General features: G+C 70.2%; 15 protein-coding genes and 1 pseudogene. 9 read left to right on the top strand and 7 right to left on the bottom strand.

What is annotated here, in order from left to right:
• Positions 1–164 precede the first annotated feature (164 nt).
• Genes SK224_RS01350 through SK224_RS01330 form a run of 5 tightly spaced genes read left to right on the top strand, consistent with a single transcriptional unit; the run spans position 165 to position 5,457 of the window.
• Positions 165–1,523: an ABC transporter substrate-binding protein gene (locus SK224_RS01350; RefSeq protein ID WP_320433051.1), complete on the top strand. Its 1,359-nt coding sequence runs from the start codon at positions 165–167 to the stop codon at positions 1,521–1,523.
• A complete protein-coding gene (locus SK224_RS01345) occupies positions 1,520–2,488 on the top strand; it encodes a carbohydrate ABC transporter permease (protein ID WP_234074684.1) in 969 nt (322 codons plus the stop codon). Before SK224_RS01350 ends, SK224_RS01345 begins: the two co-directional genes overlap by 4 nt.
• Positions 2,485–3,309, top strand: coding sequence for a carbohydrate ABC transporter permease (locus tag SK224_RS01340; protein WP_137417886.1), 825 nt, complete (start codon positions 2,485–2,487; stop codon positions 3,307–3,309). The genes SK224_RS01345 and SK224_RS01340 overlap by 4 nt, the downstream gene beginning before the upstream one ends.
• Positions 3,310–3,340: 31 nt before the next feature.
• Positions 3,341–4,297, top strand: a complete 957-nt coding sequence (locus SK224_RS01335; protein WP_320433050.1) for a glycosyl hydrolase family 32 — start codon at positions 3,341–3,343, stop codon at positions 4,295–4,297.
• Positions 4,294–5,457: a serine hydrolase domain-containing protein gene (locus SK224_RS01330; RefSeq protein WP_320433049.1), complete on the top strand. Its 1,164-nt coding sequence runs from the start codon at positions 4,294–4,296 to the stop codon at positions 5,455–5,457. The genes SK224_RS01335 and SK224_RS01330 overlap by 4 nt, the downstream gene beginning before the upstream one ends.
• Here the strand turns inward: SK224_RS01330 and SK224_RS01325 are convergent.
• Both SK224_RS01325 and SK224_RS01320 read right to left on the bottom strand, forming a co-directional pair.
• The gene (locus tag SK224_RS01325; RefSeq protein ID WP_320433048.1) at positions 5,454–6,803 is read right to left on the bottom strand and encodes a serine hydrolase; all 1,350 of its coding nucleotides are present in this window, start codon (positions 6,801–6,803) and stop codon (positions 5,454–5,456) included. The genes SK224_RS01330 and SK224_RS01325 overlap by 4 nt on opposite strands.
• Before the next feature lie 67 nt (positions 6,804–6,870).
• The gene (locus SK224_RS01320) at positions 6,871–7,803 is read right to left on the bottom strand and encodes a DUF5996 family protein (protein WP_320433047.1); all 933 of its coding nucleotides are present in this window, start codon (positions 7,801–7,803) and stop codon (positions 6,871–6,873) included.
• Positions 7,804–7,983: 180 nt separating this feature from the next.
• Here SK224_RS01320 and SK224_RS01315 point away from each other — a divergent pair, with 180 nt between their 5' ends.
• On the top strand, positions 7,984–9,102 hold the full coding sequence (locus SK224_RS01315; RefSeq protein WP_320433046.1) for an FAD-dependent monooxygenase: 1,119 nt from the start codon (positions 7,984–7,986) through the stop codon (positions 9,100–9,102).
• A 27-nt stretch (positions 9,103–9,129) separates the two neighbouring features.
• On the opposite strand, the gene SK224_RS01310 is transcribed toward SK224_RS01315, so the two are convergent.
• The 3 genes and pseudogenes from SK224_RS01310 to SK224_RS01300 form a co-directional block, all read right to left on the bottom strand.
• A complete protein-coding gene (locus SK224_RS01310; protein ID WP_320433777.1) occupies positions 9,130–9,387 on the bottom strand; it encodes an HNH endonuclease signature motif containing protein in 258 nt (85 codons plus the stop codon).
• Between the two features lie 86 nt (positions 9,388–9,473).
• A pseudogene (locus SK224_RS01305) lies at positions 9,474–10,304 on the bottom strand (DUF222 domain-containing protein); the annotation flags it as partial.
• Positions 10,305–10,533: 229 nt separating this feature from the next.
• Positions 10,534–11,112 carry an NUDIX hydrolase gene (locus SK224_RS01300; protein WP_320433045.1) on the bottom strand — a complete coding sequence of 193 codons (579 nt, stop codon included), beginning with the start codon at positions 11,110–11,112 and terminating at the stop codon, positions 10,534–10,536.
• A 40-nt stretch (positions 11,113–11,152) separates the two neighbouring features.
• Here SK224_RS01300 and SK224_RS01295 point away from each other — a divergent pair, with 40 nt between their 5' ends.
• Positions 11,153–11,632 (top strand): GNAT family N-acetyltransferase, encoded by a 480-nt coding sequence (locus SK224_RS01295; protein ID WP_320433044.1) that lies wholly within the window; start codon positions 11,153–11,155, stop codon positions 11,630–11,632.
• A gap of 3 nt (positions 11,633–11,635) precedes the next feature.
• Here SK224_RS01295 and SK224_RS01290 read toward each other — a convergent pair whose 3' ends face one another.
• Positions 11,636–12,481: an NAD(P)-dependent oxidoreductase gene (locus tag SK224_RS01290; protein ID WP_320433043.1), complete on the bottom strand. Its 846-nt coding sequence runs from the start codon at positions 12,479–12,481 to the stop codon at positions 11,636–11,638.
• 114 nt (positions 12,482–12,595) lie between these two features.
• On the opposite strand from SK224_RS01290, the gene SK224_RS01285 reads away from it, so the two are divergent.
• Positions 12,596–13,042 (top strand): SRPBCC family protein, encoded by a 447-nt coding sequence (locus SK224_RS01285; RefSeq protein ID WP_320433042.1) that lies wholly within the window; start codon positions 12,596–12,598, stop codon positions 13,040–13,042.
• Positions 13,043–13,049: 7 nt separating this feature from the next.
• Positions 13,050–14,501, top strand: coding sequence for an NAD(P)/FAD-dependent oxidoreductase (locus SK224_RS01280; protein ID WP_320433041.1), 1,452 nt, complete (start codon positions 13,050–13,052; stop codon positions 14,499–14,501).
• Here SK224_RS01280 and SK224_RS01275 read toward each other — a convergent pair.
• Positions 14,490–14,798: a hypothetical protein gene (locus SK224_RS01275; protein ID WP_320433040.1), complete on the bottom strand. Its 309-nt coding sequence runs from the start codon at positions 14,796–14,798 to the stop codon at positions 14,490–14,492. The two genes, SK224_RS01280 and SK224_RS01275, sit on opposite strands and share 12 nt — an antisense overlap.
• Between the last annotated feature and the right edge of the window lie 101 nt (positions 14,799–14,899).

Genomic DNA, 14,899 nt, shown 5'->3' with positions numbered 1-14,899 from the left:
TCGAATGCTCCCCCAGCGTACGCGGAGCGGACATTGACACTGGGGACCCAGTATGCGCACAATGTGCGTGCTAAATCCATTCAGCACGCGGATCGGCGAGAACATGACCCGATGTTCCCGTCATCCGCAGCCGTTTTTTGCACCACAGACAAAGGAGTCGCCCCATGACCACGACACCGCACCGCCGCCTGCGTCGCTCAGGGCCGGTCGCCCTGCTGGCGATCACCGGGCTCGCCGCAGCAGCGCTGACGGCCTGCGCGCCGGGAGCCGCCGCGCCGGCCGCCCAGAACGACGTCACCGTCTCGACCGAGCTCACCTCCGACCCGGTCGAGCTGACGATCGCCGATGAGACGGGGTTCCCGGTCACCGACAAGCTGACCGAGGAGTTCACCAAGCAGCACCCGAACGTGACCTTCACCATCACCCGTGACACGTTCCAGAACCTGACGGCCAACGCCCCGAAGCTGCTCGCGAGCGCGACGCCGCCCGACCTCATCCGCCTCCCCACCCTGGGCGACACGGTGCGCGACGGCCTGGTCGCCAACCTCGACCCGTACTTCGACGCCTACGGCTGGGATGCGTGGCCCGCCTCGCAGCTCGCGCCGCTGCGGATGAGCGAGGACGGTATCCGCGGCTCGGGCTCGCTGTACCAGCTCGGGCTCGGCTACAGCATCACCGGCATCTACATGAACGACAAGCTCGCCGCCCAGCTCGGGATCGACGCACCGCCGCAGACGCTCGCCGAGCTCGAGGACGACATGGCCAAGGCCAAGGCCGCCGGCATCCTGCCGATCATGGCCGGCGACAAGGACGGCGTCGTCAACTTCGTCGTGCAGGCGGCGATGAACCAGTACGTCGACAAGGACCAGTTCCTGTCATGGATGTTCAACGAGCCGGGCGCCCGCTACGACGAAGAGGGCAACGTCAAGGGCGCCGAGCTCGTGCGCAAGTGGGCGGATGCGGGCTACTTCCCGTCCGACATCAACGCGATCGACTACTTCACCTTCACGAGCCGGTTCGGCGAGGGAGAGGGTCTGTTCACCTTCAACGGCAACTGGGAGGCGGCGAACTACCAGAAGGCTCTCGGCTCCGACGTGTCGTTCTTCCTCGTCCCGCCCGTGGAGGCCGGAGGCGACCACGTGGCCATGGGCGCGGCGAACTCGTTCTCGGTGGCGGCAGGGTCTGCGCACCTGAACGAGATCGTGTACTTCCTCAACTGGGTGCACACCGACCCGACCGCGCGCCAGATCATCGTCGACGTCACCGGCGCCTCGCCCGGCGGCGACCCGTCGCTCGAGCAGCCGAAGGTCGAGTCCGGCTCGCTCATCGAGGATGCCCTCGCGATGTCCGCGCAGATCGGCGCCGAGAACGGCCAGGTCGACTTCATGGCCAACACGACCGCCGGTATCTACGCCGGATCGATCATCCCCGAGTCCCAGCTGCTGGTGACGAGCCAGATCACCGGCAAGGAGTTCGTGGACCGCGTGCAGGCGTTCTACGAGAAGGAGGTCGGCGGCAAATGACCGACCGTGCGGTCGCCGCTGTAGCGGCACCCCGACCCGACGGCACCGCCGCGGCGACGACCGCACCCCCGCGCCGGGCAGCCGCCAAAGCGGCCGCCCGGCGCGGGACGCTCGCCGGTTGGCTCCTGCTCGTTCCGGCGCTCGCGGCTTACGTGTCCTTCGTCGTCTGGCCCCTCATCCAGGGGGTGCAGTACTCGTTCTACGACTGGAACGGGATCGGCGTCGCTCGCTGGGTGGGAGTGGACAACTACCTGACCGTCTTCACCGACCCCGACCTGCTCGGTGCCATCCGCAACGCCTTCGTGCTGATCGCGTTCTTCACGATCATCCCCGTGGGTGCGGGGCTGGTGCTCGCGACCCTCATCCGCGGACTGCGGTCGAAGGCGTTCGCCGCCTCGGCGCAGACGGTGCTCTTCCTCCCGCAGATCATCCCGCTGGCCGCGGCGGGTATCGCCTGGTCGTGGATGTACGCGCAGACCGGCGCGGTGAACCAGATCCTGGGATGGCTGGGCCTCGGGTGGATCACTCGCCCCTGGCTCGCCGACTACGGCACCGCTCTTCCCGCTGTCGGTCTCATCGGGTCCTGGGTGCTGACGGGGCTGTGCACCGTACTGCTGCTCACCGGTCTCGGCAAGATCGACGTCTCGCTCTACGAGGCGGTCCGGCTCGACGGCGCCGGGTGGTGGCGCGAGTTCTTCACCATCACCCTCCCCGGGCTGCGTCAGGAGATCGCCGTGCTCGTGACCGTCACGGTCATCGCCGCGCTGTCCAGCTTCGACATCATCTACACCTCGACGCAGGGCGGGCCCGGCCGGGCCACCCTCGTGCCGGGCCTGTCCATCTTCCGCATCGGGTTCACCCAGAGCGACGTCGGTCTCGCATCCGCCTTCGGCATCGTGCTGATGGTGCTCGTGCTCGTCGTCGTCCTGCCCATCCAACGACTCTCGAGAGCGAGCGACTCGTGATCGCCAGCCGCACCGAGCGTGTGCTCGGCTACCTCCTGCTCAGCGTGGCGGTGATCGTCACCGTGCTGCCGCTGGTCAGCATGTTCTCGGCCGCCCTGCAGCCCGCCGACCGCAACCCGACCGGCCTCACCTGGCCGACCGACCCGCAGTGGGGCAACTTCGCCACCGCGTTCGAGACCGGCCACGTGTGGCAGCTGATGGGCTCCAGCATGCTCATCGTGCTCGGCGTCGTGCCGGCGAGCCTCATCGCCGCCACCCTCGCCGGGTTCGCGCTCGGATCGCTCCAGGTCCGGTTCGGCCGCGGAGTGCTCGTGTTCTTCATCCTGGGCCTGACGATCCCGTTCGAGGCCCTCATCATCCCGCTCTACTACCAGGCGCAGTCGCTCGGTACCGTGAACACCCCGTGGGCCGTCATCTTCCCTCTCATCGGGCTGTACATGCCGTTCGGCGTGTTCTGGATGCGGGCCCACTTCATCAATGTGCCCAGGGAGCTCTCCGAGGCGGCCCGGGTCGACGGAGCGTCGCTCTGGCGCGAGTTCCGCAGCATCCAGCTTCCTCTCGCGATGCCCGCGCTCTCCGCCCTGGCGATCCTGTTGTTCATCTGGACGTGGAACCAGTTCCTGCTGCCGGTCGTGCTCATCGCCGACCCGCTGCAGCGGACGGTCGCGGGTGCGCTGACCTTCTTCCAGGGGCAGTATTCGCTCAGCATCCCGCTGCTGAACGCGGGAGCGCTGATCATCATCACGCCTGCGGTCGTGCTCTTCCTCATCTTCCAGCGGCAGTTCATCCGCGCGCTGGTGCAAGGCGCCGTCAAGGGCTGAGCCGCCCTTCCCCATTCACGAGGAGAACTCTGTGACGTTCACGCTGCCCGACCACTGGGTCTGGGACTTCTGGTTCGCCCGCGACGGCGACACCCATCACATGTACTACCTGCAGGCGCCGACCTCGCTCGGAGACCCCGATCTGCGCCATCGCAACGCGACGATCGGTCACGCCACCTCCACCGACCTGCGCACGTGGACCGTGCACGGCACGGTTCTCCAGCCGTCGGGCGGGGAGGCGCCGGATGCGACGGCCACGTGGACGGGCAGCGTCGTCCGCGAGGCGCAGACATGGCGGATGTTCTATACGGGTTCGCGGTTCCTCGACCCCGCGGCGCACACGAACGTGGAGACGGTGCTGGCCGCGTCCGCGTCGGAGCCGGGCGCTTGGACGAAGGATGCCTCCGTCGTCGTCGCCGCGGACCCGCGGTGGTACGAGACGCTCGATGACGGCACCTGGCACGAACAGGCGTGGCGCGACCCGTGGGTCTTCGCCGATCCCGCCGGGGAGGGGTGGCACATGCTCGTCACCGCGCGCGTCGTGGGAGATGGTGACCGCGACACCGGGGTGATCGGACACGCCCGCTCGGGCGACCTGTCGCACTGGGAGGTGCGTCCGCCGCTCAGCCTCCCCGGTGCGGGTTTCGCGCACCTTGAAGTCCCGCAGCTCGTGCAGATCGACGGCCGATGGGCGCTCATCTTCTCCTGCGACTCCGCGCACCTGGCCGGCGCGCGGACCGGTGCGCGGGGCGGGATCTGGGCGGTGGCCCTCGAGGACCCGCTCGGGCCCTACCCGGTCGACCGGGCCGTCCTCGTCGCGAGCGAGAAGCTCTACAGCGGTCGCATCACGCGGGATGCGGCCGGGCGCGACGTGATGCTCGCGTTCGAGAACATCGGGACGGACGGCGCCTTCGTGGGCGCGCTGTCGGATCCCCTTCCGGTGCGGTGGGAGAACGACCGTCTCGTCGTCGAGGAGGTCGCAGCATGATCGGGATCAACGGCCACATCGCCCCGGGCTTCGAGGCGGTCGGCGACGCCTTCGCGGCGGCGTTCGAGGGGCTTCCGCGGATGGGCGGAGCGCTGGCGATCCGCGTCGAGGGCCGCAGCGTCGTCGACCTCTGGGCCGGTTCCGCGGATGCGCGCATCGACCGCCCCTGGGAGAGCGACACCCCGTCGGTGGTCTTCTCCTGCTCGAAGGGCCTGATGTCGATCCTCGTCGCCCGGCTCGCGGCATCCGGACGTGTCGATCTGGACAGTCCCCTGGCCGCGCTGTGGCCCGAGTTCGGCCGGCACGGCAAGCACGAGGTGACGGTCGGAGACGCGCTGGCCCACCGTGCGGGGGTGCCGGCGCTGAGCGTCGACCTCGCGACCGACGATCTGCTCGACTTCGACCGCGTCGCCGCGCTGCTCGCGGCGCAGGAGCCGCTGTGGAAGCCGGGGGAGGCGTGGGCGTACCACGCGTTGACGCACGGCTGGATCTCGGGTGAGATCGTGCGCCGTGCGAGCGGTGTCGCCCCCGCTGCGGCGTTCCGCGAGATGGCCGATCTGCTCGGTGCGGATGCGTGGCTCGGGCTGCCGGCCGAACGCGCCGGTTCTGCGGCGCACCTGTTCGTGGGGCCCACGCTCCAGGGGCTCGTGGCGCAGCAGGCCACTCAGCGCGTATCCGGAGTCATCGACTGGGGCGACCGCGCCATGACCCTGGGCGGCGCGTTGCCGCCCACTCTCGTGGGTGAGGCGGAGGGCTTCAACACGCCGGCGGTGCAGGCCGCCGTTATTCCGGGCGCCGGGGTCGTCGCGACGGCGCGCGCCGTCGCCGCGATGTGGTCGGCGACCGTGGCCGAGACAGACGGAGTGAGGCTGCTCGACGACGACACCGTCGCCGCCGCTACACGCGAGCGTACGGTGGGGGCGCCGTTCTTCGACGCGCCGCCGCCGTGGCCGCGCTGGGGCGCGGGGTTCCAGCTCGACTCCGAGGCGCGGCGGTATCTCGGACCGTCGAGCTTCGGCCACGACGGCGCGGGCGGGCAGGTCGCGTTCGCCGATCGCGACAGCAGGGTCGGCTTCTCGTTCGTCACGAACTGGATGGAGGCCGTCGATGATCACCGAGCGACCCGGATCGTGGACGCGCTCCGAGAGATCGTGGCCTAGTCGCCGCCGAGCTGTCCCGGGTGGGTGAGCCGCCACCACTCGGTCGGCGGCTCGATGCCGCCCGAGACGACGACATCGGCCGTCGTGCTGTTCGGCCCCGCGGTCCACGTGATCGTGCCGACGACCTCGCCGTCGGTGTACGTCGCGGGTTCCGAGACGTCCATGGCGACCGTGATCGGGGTGTCCGACCAGGTCAGGATGCTGGGTGCCGAAGCGACGACAAGGGCCGCACGTGAACCCCAGCGGGTCGACAGGGAGCCGATCTGCTGCCCCTGTTCGGCGAGCTGCACCGCGTGGAACCCATCGCGGATGCTCTGCAGCTGCGCACGCACGACGCTGTCCACGGTGCTGCGGGAGTACACCCCGAGCACGACGCCGGTGATGTGCAACGGCTCGCCGATGCCCACATCCAGCGTCGAGGTGTACAGCAGGTTGTAGTTGTCGGGTCCGAGGTTCCCCGTCTTGAGACCGGTGATCCCGTCGACGCCCAAGAGGTTGTTCGTGTTGCTCACGGTGCCGAGATCTCCCAGCGGCGCGGACGGCATCGCGGCGATCGCGGCGATCGTCGGCTCGGATGCGGCCAGCTTGCCGAGGGTGATCAGGTCCCCGGGCGTACCGGTGTTGCGCGCGCTGATGCCCGTGGGCTCCACGATCGTGGTGCCCATCATTCCGTGCGCGTCGAGCCAGGTGCGTGCGGCCGCGAGGAACCCGCTGCGCGAGCCGAAGGCCCAGGTGGAGACGGCATCCGCGTAGTTGCTCGCGGAGGGAAGCAGCATCGCCGTCAACGCGTCGCGCAGCGACATCGAACTTCCGGTCGGCATGGCGAGGATCGTCGCGCCCTGGACGTAGTACTCGTCGTACAGGTCGTGGTCGGTCTTCGAGAACGTGATCGTGGGCCCGGGGTCGTCCGGGCCGCTCAGCGGTGACGCGTCGAGCACGACGAGCGCCGTGATGAGTTTGCTGATGCTCGCCAGCGGGCGGGCCTCATCGCCGCCGCTCGAGGTCCAGATGCCGCTGGCTCCCGCGCCGAGGTAGGCCTCTCCGCCTGACACACTGAGCGCCGACGCGCCCTCGGTCGGCATCGCGATGCCGACCGCTCCGGGCGTCGAAACCGACGGCTGCTCCGCGGTCATCACCGGGGAGGGCAAGGGGGCGTTCAGCGCCCAGACCGTGTAGCCGCCTCCCGCCGCGAGGGGGAGCGCCACGAGGACCAGCAGCACGATCGCCACGATCCAGCGGCGCCGACGACGCACGCGTCGATCGACGGGCGGCGGGTCGTCTCCGCCGGTGTCGAGCAGGTCGGCGAACGGGACCAGTTGATCGGTCGGGTCGTCGTGCGTCGTCATCTCGGGCCCCCATCCCTCACGCGCAGCACCATCCTGCCGCATCCGGCGCGGGAGCGGTGGCGCGCACTCAGCTGCGGACGGCGGCGTGCAGGGGATCGGTCACACCGTCGACGCAGGCGTAGCGCGCGATCTCCCATCCGGCCAGCTCCGCTCCGGCGCGATACGCGGCCTCGAAGAAGTCGAGCGCCGCCCTCCGCGGGTCGCCCGTCGCCTGGGCGCGCGCGAGCGGGTACACGGCGAGGTGCGACCTGCCGCGGTCCAGCCACAGCGCTCCATCGGGGAGCGGGCGCTGTGCGATGCCTGCCGGCTCCGGTGACGTGTAGGAGTAGAACGCGGGCTCCGGCACGCTCGCATCGCCGAACCAGAACCCCGACGAGACGACCTCTCGCGAGTAGGCCTCGCGCGTGACGCTGTCGGCCTGGTCGGTGTGTGGCACGACGGTGTCGGAGAAGCGCGTGGCGGCGATGTCGAACGTGTGCCAGAAGTGATGCACGGGGCTCGTCTTGCCGCTGAAGCGACCGCAGAACTCCTCGAGCACGAGCCCCGCATCCGACAGCAGCCGCCAGTAGGCAGTGACGGATGCGGGGTCGTAGACGTCGTGTTCGGTGTCGTCGCGGAACGGGCGGGCTGCGTCGGGCAGGTCGAACGGCTTCGCCTCGAGGATCGGAGCGGCGTCGAGATCGGCACCCTCGAGGGCGCGGACGAGGTGCGCATGGAAGTCTGCGACGGACAGTCCCCGCAACGAGAACGACGTGCGGACGCCGTCGCTCGTGACCACGCTCAGGCGGTGATCGATGAAGTCGAAGTCGACCGCGAATGTCGGGTCCGCACCCATCGGACGCGTCGTGATCCCGGCGCCGGTGAGATGGAACGGCACGTTCCACCAGTGGTTGCGCCGCACGCTGCGCGCGAGCCGAAGTTTGCCGACGAGCTGCACGAACCGGTGCAGGGTCTCCTTCGTCGGCTGCCAATCCTCGTACGGCAGACGTGTCTCGAGCATGCGGACCTCTTCTCGCCACGGATACGGCCTTCGTGGCCGCATCCGTGATTCGAGCATGCCATCCGCACCGGGCCATCCGCGTGGAGGAGACCTCGACACGTGTCGGAGCAGCGCGGCCGTATCCGTTCCTATCGTCGTCGCACGGACCTCATCCCACGGATCTCAGGAAGGACAGTGCAGATGGACGAGCGACTGCGGATCGGCATCGCGGGCGGATCGCTCGGTGGACTCGGCGTTGCGGCGCTGCTCACTCGGGCTGGTCACGACGTCACCGTCTTCGAGCGTTCGGCGAGCGGGCTCTCGGGCCGGGGGGCGGGGCTCGTCGCGCAGGACGAGATCCTCGCGCTCCTGCGAGCGGTGGGTCGCCCGGATGCGGCGCGCGGCACCATGACTTCCGAACGCATCGTTCTCGATCCCGCGGGGCGGATCGTCTCCCGTGATCCCACGCCGCAGACACAGCTCTCGTGGGATGTGCTCTACGAGACCCTGCGCTCCACGCTTCCGGATGCGGCCTACCTCACGGGGACGCGCGTCGCAGGGGCGGGATGCTCCCAGGGCGTTGCGTACCTCGATCTCGGCCCGAGGGGTCGGCGCGAGTTCGATGTCGTCGTCGGGGCCGACGGCCTGCATTCGGCGGTACGCGGATTCGTGGCACCTGAGGAGAAGACGAACGCGTACAGCGGCTACGTCACCTGGCGCGGACTCCTTCCCGAGACGGCGCTGCCGTCGGAGGCCGCCGAGGTGTTGACCGGACGGTTCGCCTTCTTCACGGGGCGTGGCGGACACGTGCTCGGCTACCTCGTGCCCGGGCCGCGCGGCGAGACCGAGCCGGGTCGGCGCCGCTACAACTGGGTCTGGTACCGCACGCTGACCGCCGGCGCGTTGAACGACCTCCTGGACGCATCGGGCCGGCGCCGGGATGCGGGCTCACTGGCTCCGGGCCAGCTCCCGGCCGGCCTGCGCGAGGGTCTCGTGGATGACGCGGCACGGCTGCTCCCGCCACCGTTCGCCGACGCGGTGGCTGCGGAGCCGCATCCCTTCCTGCAGGCCATCTACGACTACGTCCCGCCACGGATGTCCGCCGGCCGTGTCGCCCTCCTGGGCGACGCAGCCGTCGTGGTGCGGCCTCACACCGCGATGGGTGCGGCGAAGGCGGCCGCCGATGCGCTGACGCTGGCGCGCCTGCTCGCCGAGCGGGCGCCCGTCGAGGCGCTGCGTTCGTACGACGCGGCTCGGCTCCCCGTGGGGCGGTGGATCGCCGACTACGGGCGCAGACTGGCGGCCGGCCTGCAGCTGTGAGCAACGCGGCACATTCGGGCGGACCGGTCAGAACGGCGGATCGCCGGGTGGCGATGCGTCTGCGATGAACGTGGGCGTGCGTCGCTCGGGCGCGACGGTGTACATGCGCCCCGTCGGGCTCGTCCACTCGATGGACGCATCCGCGAGTTGCCGCACCTTCCATCCGCCGTGGTGTTTGACAGTGTGGTGGCCCTTGCAGAGCGGGGTGAGGTTGTCGGCGGCGGTCGAACCGCCGTGCTCCCAGGCGATGGTGTGGTCGATCTCGCACCGATTCGCCGGCACCATGCAGCCGGGGCGCTGCACCGCGCGCTGCGCCACCGTGCGAGCCGTCGCAGGCTCGCCGGCGGTCGGTACTGCGTGCGCCCGACCGACAGGACGAGGCCCGTCTCGGGGTGGGTCAGCACGCGCATCCATCCGTCTGCCCCGCCGCACAGCTCGCGAGCCGTCGCGAGGGGGATGGGACCGACGCCGTCGACGACGGCCGGACTGTCACCCTTGCCGAGGAGGGTGAGCACGGGCACCGTGACCGCGACTGTCGCGCGGATGCCGCGCGCCTGCTCGCCGTGTTGCGGCACCTCACCATCGATCAGGAGGTCGGCCGCGACATCGGCGCGTGCCTGATCGAGTGTGCGCTGCCGGTTCGCCTCGTCACCCACGGAGCATTCGGGACTGTGGGATGCGGTCGGCTCTGCGGCGATGAGGGCTGCGGCGGTGCGTGTGAGGCGGTCGAAGATCGCCCTCGCCTCGACGGTCGGCAGATACACGGTGAGCCACGCCATCCCGTCGCGGTCGTCGTCGACCGCGACCCGGCGCGTTTCGAGAGCCTCGCGCTGCCGCTCGGTCAGCGTGACGGCGCGGGCATCGTCGACGAGACGGCGCACGGCGTGCCGGAAGACACCGATGGGCAGGCGCACGGCGAGCTCGAGCGCGAGCGGGGCCAGCTCTTCGCGCAGCCACGGCTCGGCGCGATCGACGGCGTCGACGAGAGCCTCGGCGTGCCGCTGGGTGATCTGCGCACGGCTCAGCGCGGCGAGGGTCTCGGGGTACCGCTCGACGAGCGCCACGGCGTGGGCGATCAGGCGGTCTGCTGCAGCCTCGGTGGCTCCGATCGCCTGCGCGAGCTCGAGGCGCAGCGACCGTTCGACGATGCCGCGATCGTGACGGCCCGCGCGCTTCGCGTCCGCGTGCGCATCGGCGCGCATCTGGGCGATCGCCCACACCTGCTCGGCGGCGAAGACGGACAGCATCGCGGAGACTTCGACGACACGATCCACCGCGTCTTCGGGCTCGACCGGGGCCCTCTCCGCAGCGCGCGCGAACGCCGCGTCGGGGTCCTCTTCGAAGAGGGGCGCATCGTTGAACATACCTTCACCGTAGGCAGGGCCTCCGACATCGCCGCCGTGCTCGATGATCGAGAACGCGCCGTGCATCTCACCGCGTTCCAACGGGCCGTAGCGGGGGCAGATAGCCAGTCGCTGCACCCAGCGCTCGTGCAACGATCAGCGGCGGATCGACAACGAGGCCCCGAGAGATCAGCGCATCGAGCTCCACGAGCCGCATTCGCACCAGCCTTACCTGCTCGGCGGGATCCGACGCATCGGGGCGAGCCCAGGTGAACCCGGCTGTGGAAATGAACAGATGAGTCGGCCAGGCGGCGCGGCCAGGGTTCATGAAGAACGTGTGCAGGTGCCGAAGATCATCGGGCACGATGCCGAGCTCTTCTTCGAGCTCGCGCTGTGCCGCTGTGCGAGGGTCCTCGTCCGCCTGGCCGCCGCCGCCTGGAAGGTCGTAGATCCAGCGGTCGATGGCGTAGCGGTACTGACGAGAGAGGAGAACGTCCGCGCCGTCGACGACGAGAGTGGCGACGGAGAAGGGCACACTCTCGTCGACTTCATAGGAGCTCTGGGAACCGTCCGGGAGGAGGACGGTGTGGTCAACCAGCGTCACCCGCCCGTCGTACGCGACGGAACGACCGATCACTGTCCAGCGGGGTTCGGAGTGATCGTCCATCTGCCCAGCTTACGAAGACCGCTGCGGCGATGATGGAGTCATGGTCGACGTCACCTTCCGCCGCTTCTCGGACGACGAGTTCCCCGCGTGGATCGCCGTTCAGCATCGCGCGTACGCGGAGGAACGCGTGCGCGCCGGCGATGACCGTGCCACCGCCGAGCGCATCGCCGCCGAGTCGTACACCGAGCTCTTCCCCGGTGGGCTTCCCGCGGCGGGACACGACGTGCTCCACGTCGAGGCGGCGGGACGCGCCGTCGGGGTGATGTGGCTGGGCCCGCATCCGCGCGGCAATGAGGGCGTGTGGTGGGTGTGGGACGTCGAGATCGACGAACCGTATCGCGGGCGCGGCTACGGCCGGGCGGCGATGCTCCTGGCCGAGCGGTATGTCGCCGAGCGGGGAGGGCGAGAGCTCGCGCTCAACGTCTTCGGCTTCAACGAGCGGGCTCGCCGCCTCTACGAGTCGCTCGGGTTCGGCGTGACGGCGGTGCAGATGAGCAAGCCCGTGCGGCCGGACGCCTGAGCCTCAGGCGTGATCGCGCCAGGAATGCCGCGGCGCGTAGCCGAGCAGGCGCTGCGCCTTCGCCGTGGAGAACAAGCTGTCGTTCACGCCGACCTCGCCCCGCACCTCGGTGTCCGGGAACACCTCGGCGATCAGCTCGGCGTTGGGGCGCGTCATGACCGTGTCGGCCGCGGCGATCAGGAAGTGATCGAAGCCGGTCGGAGCCGTCTCGAGCGCGCGGAGCACGGCCTGGGCACCGTCGCGGGCGTCGATGTAGCTCCACAGGTTCCACTTGCGCACCCGTGCGTCCCCGTTGAAGGAGGGGAACTCGGCGTAGTCCTCGGGAACCATGACGTTCGAGAAGCGCAGCGCCGTGATCGACAGCTCAGGATGCCAGCGCACCAGCTCGATCGCCATCCGCTCCTCGAGGTGCTTGACGAGGGAGTACACCGACTCGGGCCGCGCGGGGTAATCCTCGTCGACCGGGATGTAGGGCGGCGGGACGTCGAAGGGGAGCCCCTGGACGGTCTCGCTCGACGCGGTGACGATCCGGCGGATGCCGAGCCGGGTCGCCGCGTGCAGCACATTGAACGACACCGTCATGTTGTTGTGGAAGACGGCGACGTCCGCGCGCAGGCCTGGCGCGGGAACCGCGGCCAGATGTACGAGCGCGTCGACGCCGTCGTGCTGGTCGTTCACCGACCCGAGCGCGTCGACGACCTGGCCGTAATCGGTCAGATCCACCTGCACGAACCCGGGTCCGCGCTCGCCGACGACGTCGAGGCCGATGACCTCGTGTCCGGCCGCGGCCAGTTCGCGAACGACGACGCGTCCGAGCTTTCCCGATGATCCCGTCACTGCGATCCGCATGTCTCCAGCGTGCCACAGGGCGAGCCGGATAGCGGCCGCAGCCGCGGAGGGCAACCCCGTCGGAGCTCGCAGCAGACGCGCTTAGCGTGGCGCAACGACGATCGGAGGCCGCCCATGTCACGCAATGTCCGTCGCATGTCCTGCACGCCCGAAGAAGTCTTCGCCGTGATGGCGGATGGCTGGCTGTACCCTTCGTGGGTCGTGGGCGCCTCGCGGATGCGGTCGGTCGACGATGCCTGGCCGGCCGAAGGGGCGCATCTGCACCACTCGTTCGGCGTCTGGCCCGTGCTGATCGACGACACCACCGAGGTGCGCGAGTACGACGCGCCGCGGCGGATCGTGCTCCGTGCGCGCGGATGGCCGATGGGTGAAGCGCGCGTGGTCATCGAGGTTCGACCGAGCGAGGACGGATGCGTGGTGCGCATCACGGAGGATGCGGTCGCCGGCCCCGGAGCATGGATCCCGCGCTGGATCCTGAACCCGCCGCTGCATCTGCGCAACGCCGAGACTCTGCAGCGATTGGCGTTCCTGGCGGAGGGTCGGGCCGCGAGAGGGGGATGATCGAAGAGTGAGCGATCTCGACGTCATCGTGGTCGGATCGGGTCCGAACGGACTCGCCGCTGCTGTGACCCTCGCCAGAGCCGGACTCTCCGTCCGTGTCTACGAGCGCGCCGCGACCCTCGGCGGCGGCGCGTCCTCGGCGGGCCTGACGCTGCCCGGCTTCCTCCACGACGTGTGCTCCGCCGTGCATCCGCTCGCCTTCGAGTCCGCGTTCTTCCAGGCGTTCGGTCTCACCGAGCGCGTCGACTTCGTCGTTCCCGAGGTTTCGTTCGCGCATCCGCTCGACGGCCGGCGTGCCGCGCTCGCCTACCGTGATCTCGACCGCACGAGTGAGGAGCTGGGGCGCGACGGCGCCGCCTATGCGCGGCTCATGCGCCCTCTCGCCGAGAACACCGCGCGACTCGCCGAGCTGACCGGTGGGCCGCTGCTGCGCTTTCCCGCCGATCCCGTGTTCGCCGCGCGATTCGGCATGCGCGTGCTCGATCAGGGATCGCCGCTGTGGGGATGGAGGTTCCGTGAGGATGCGGCGCCCGCCCTCGTCACCGGTGTCGCCTCGCACTCGATCCTGCCGCAGCCGAGCCTCGCCGCATCCGGGGCCGGGCTCGCGCTGGGCGCCTACGCACACGCGCACGGCTGGCCGATCCCGATCGGCGGCAGCCAGGCGATCATCGACGCGATGGTGGGGGACCTGCGTGATCACGGGGTCGAGGTCGTGCGCGATCACGAGGTGCGCTCGCTCGCGGAGCTGCCTCCGGCCCGCGCGGTGCTGCTGGACGTCACCCCTGCGGCGCTTCTGCGCATCGCAGGCGACGACCTGCCGCCCTCATACCGGGCCGCACTCGACCGGTTCCGTTACGGCGCCGGCGTCGCCAAGGTCGACTTCGCGCTCTCCGCTCCCGTCCCGTGGGCGGATCCGGCGGTGGCGCAGGCCGGCACGGTGCACCTGGGCGGTACCCGTGCCGAGATCGCCGCCGCCGAGAACGACGTCGTCCACGGGCGGATGCCGGAGCGTCCGTACGTGCTCATCTCGCAGCCCTCGCTGTTCGACCGCACGCGCGCTCCCGACGGCGCCCACACCCTGTGGGCCTATACCCACGTGCCCGCCGGCAGCGACGTCGACCGGGAGGAGGTCGTCGTCGCCCAGATCGAACGGTTCGCACCCGGCTTCCGCGACACGATCCTCGCCGCCCGCTCGCGCACCGCCGTGGACCTTGCCCGGCACAATCCGAACTACCCCGGCGGCGACATCGCCGCAGGCACTCCTGACGTCGCGCAGCTGCTCAAGCGCCCCGTGCTGCGCAGCGACCCCTGGCGCACGCCGCTTCCGGGGGTCTACCTGTGCTCGGCGTCGACCTCGCCCGGCCCCGGAGTTCACGGCCTCGGCGGATGGTGGGCGGCGCAGAGCGCGCTCCGGCATGTCTTCGGCATCCCGGTGGCGCCGTCGCTGTCACCGCGCTGAGCGCAGCTGTTCCCAGTCCACGTCGATCGTGCGCGGCAGCGCGCGAGAGAACCGCGCCGGCAGAACCGTGCCGGGCTCCGGCCAATACCTGGTGTCGATGACGACCTCTGCCGATGTCGTCGCGCCCTCGAAACCCTCCGCGGCGAGAGCCAACTCGACCGTGCAGCTCTGGTGGCGCCGCCGAGAAGAGGGCGGGGTCGCCGACAGGATGCGGGCGGTGCCGATCCAGGGCGAGCCGAGCCCCGACTCGGTCAGCCTGTCCAGCGCCTCGGCTGCCTGCTCGGTCCAGTCCTCCATGCCACCGACGATAGCGACCGATGCGTATGCGCCGACGCACGCCGACACACGAATGGGGGCCGCGAGAAGCGGCCGGTAGGCTGCGGGAAACCCGCACCCCC

It is taken from the genome of Microbacterium sp. BG28, assembly GCF_034044005.1.
Taxonomy (GTDB): domain Bacteria; phylum Actinomycetota; class Actinomycetes; order Actinomycetales; family Microbacteriaceae; genus Microbacterium.
Note: the sequence above shows the minus strand (reverse complement) of the source record. Positions and strands in the feature narration are given on the sequence as shown.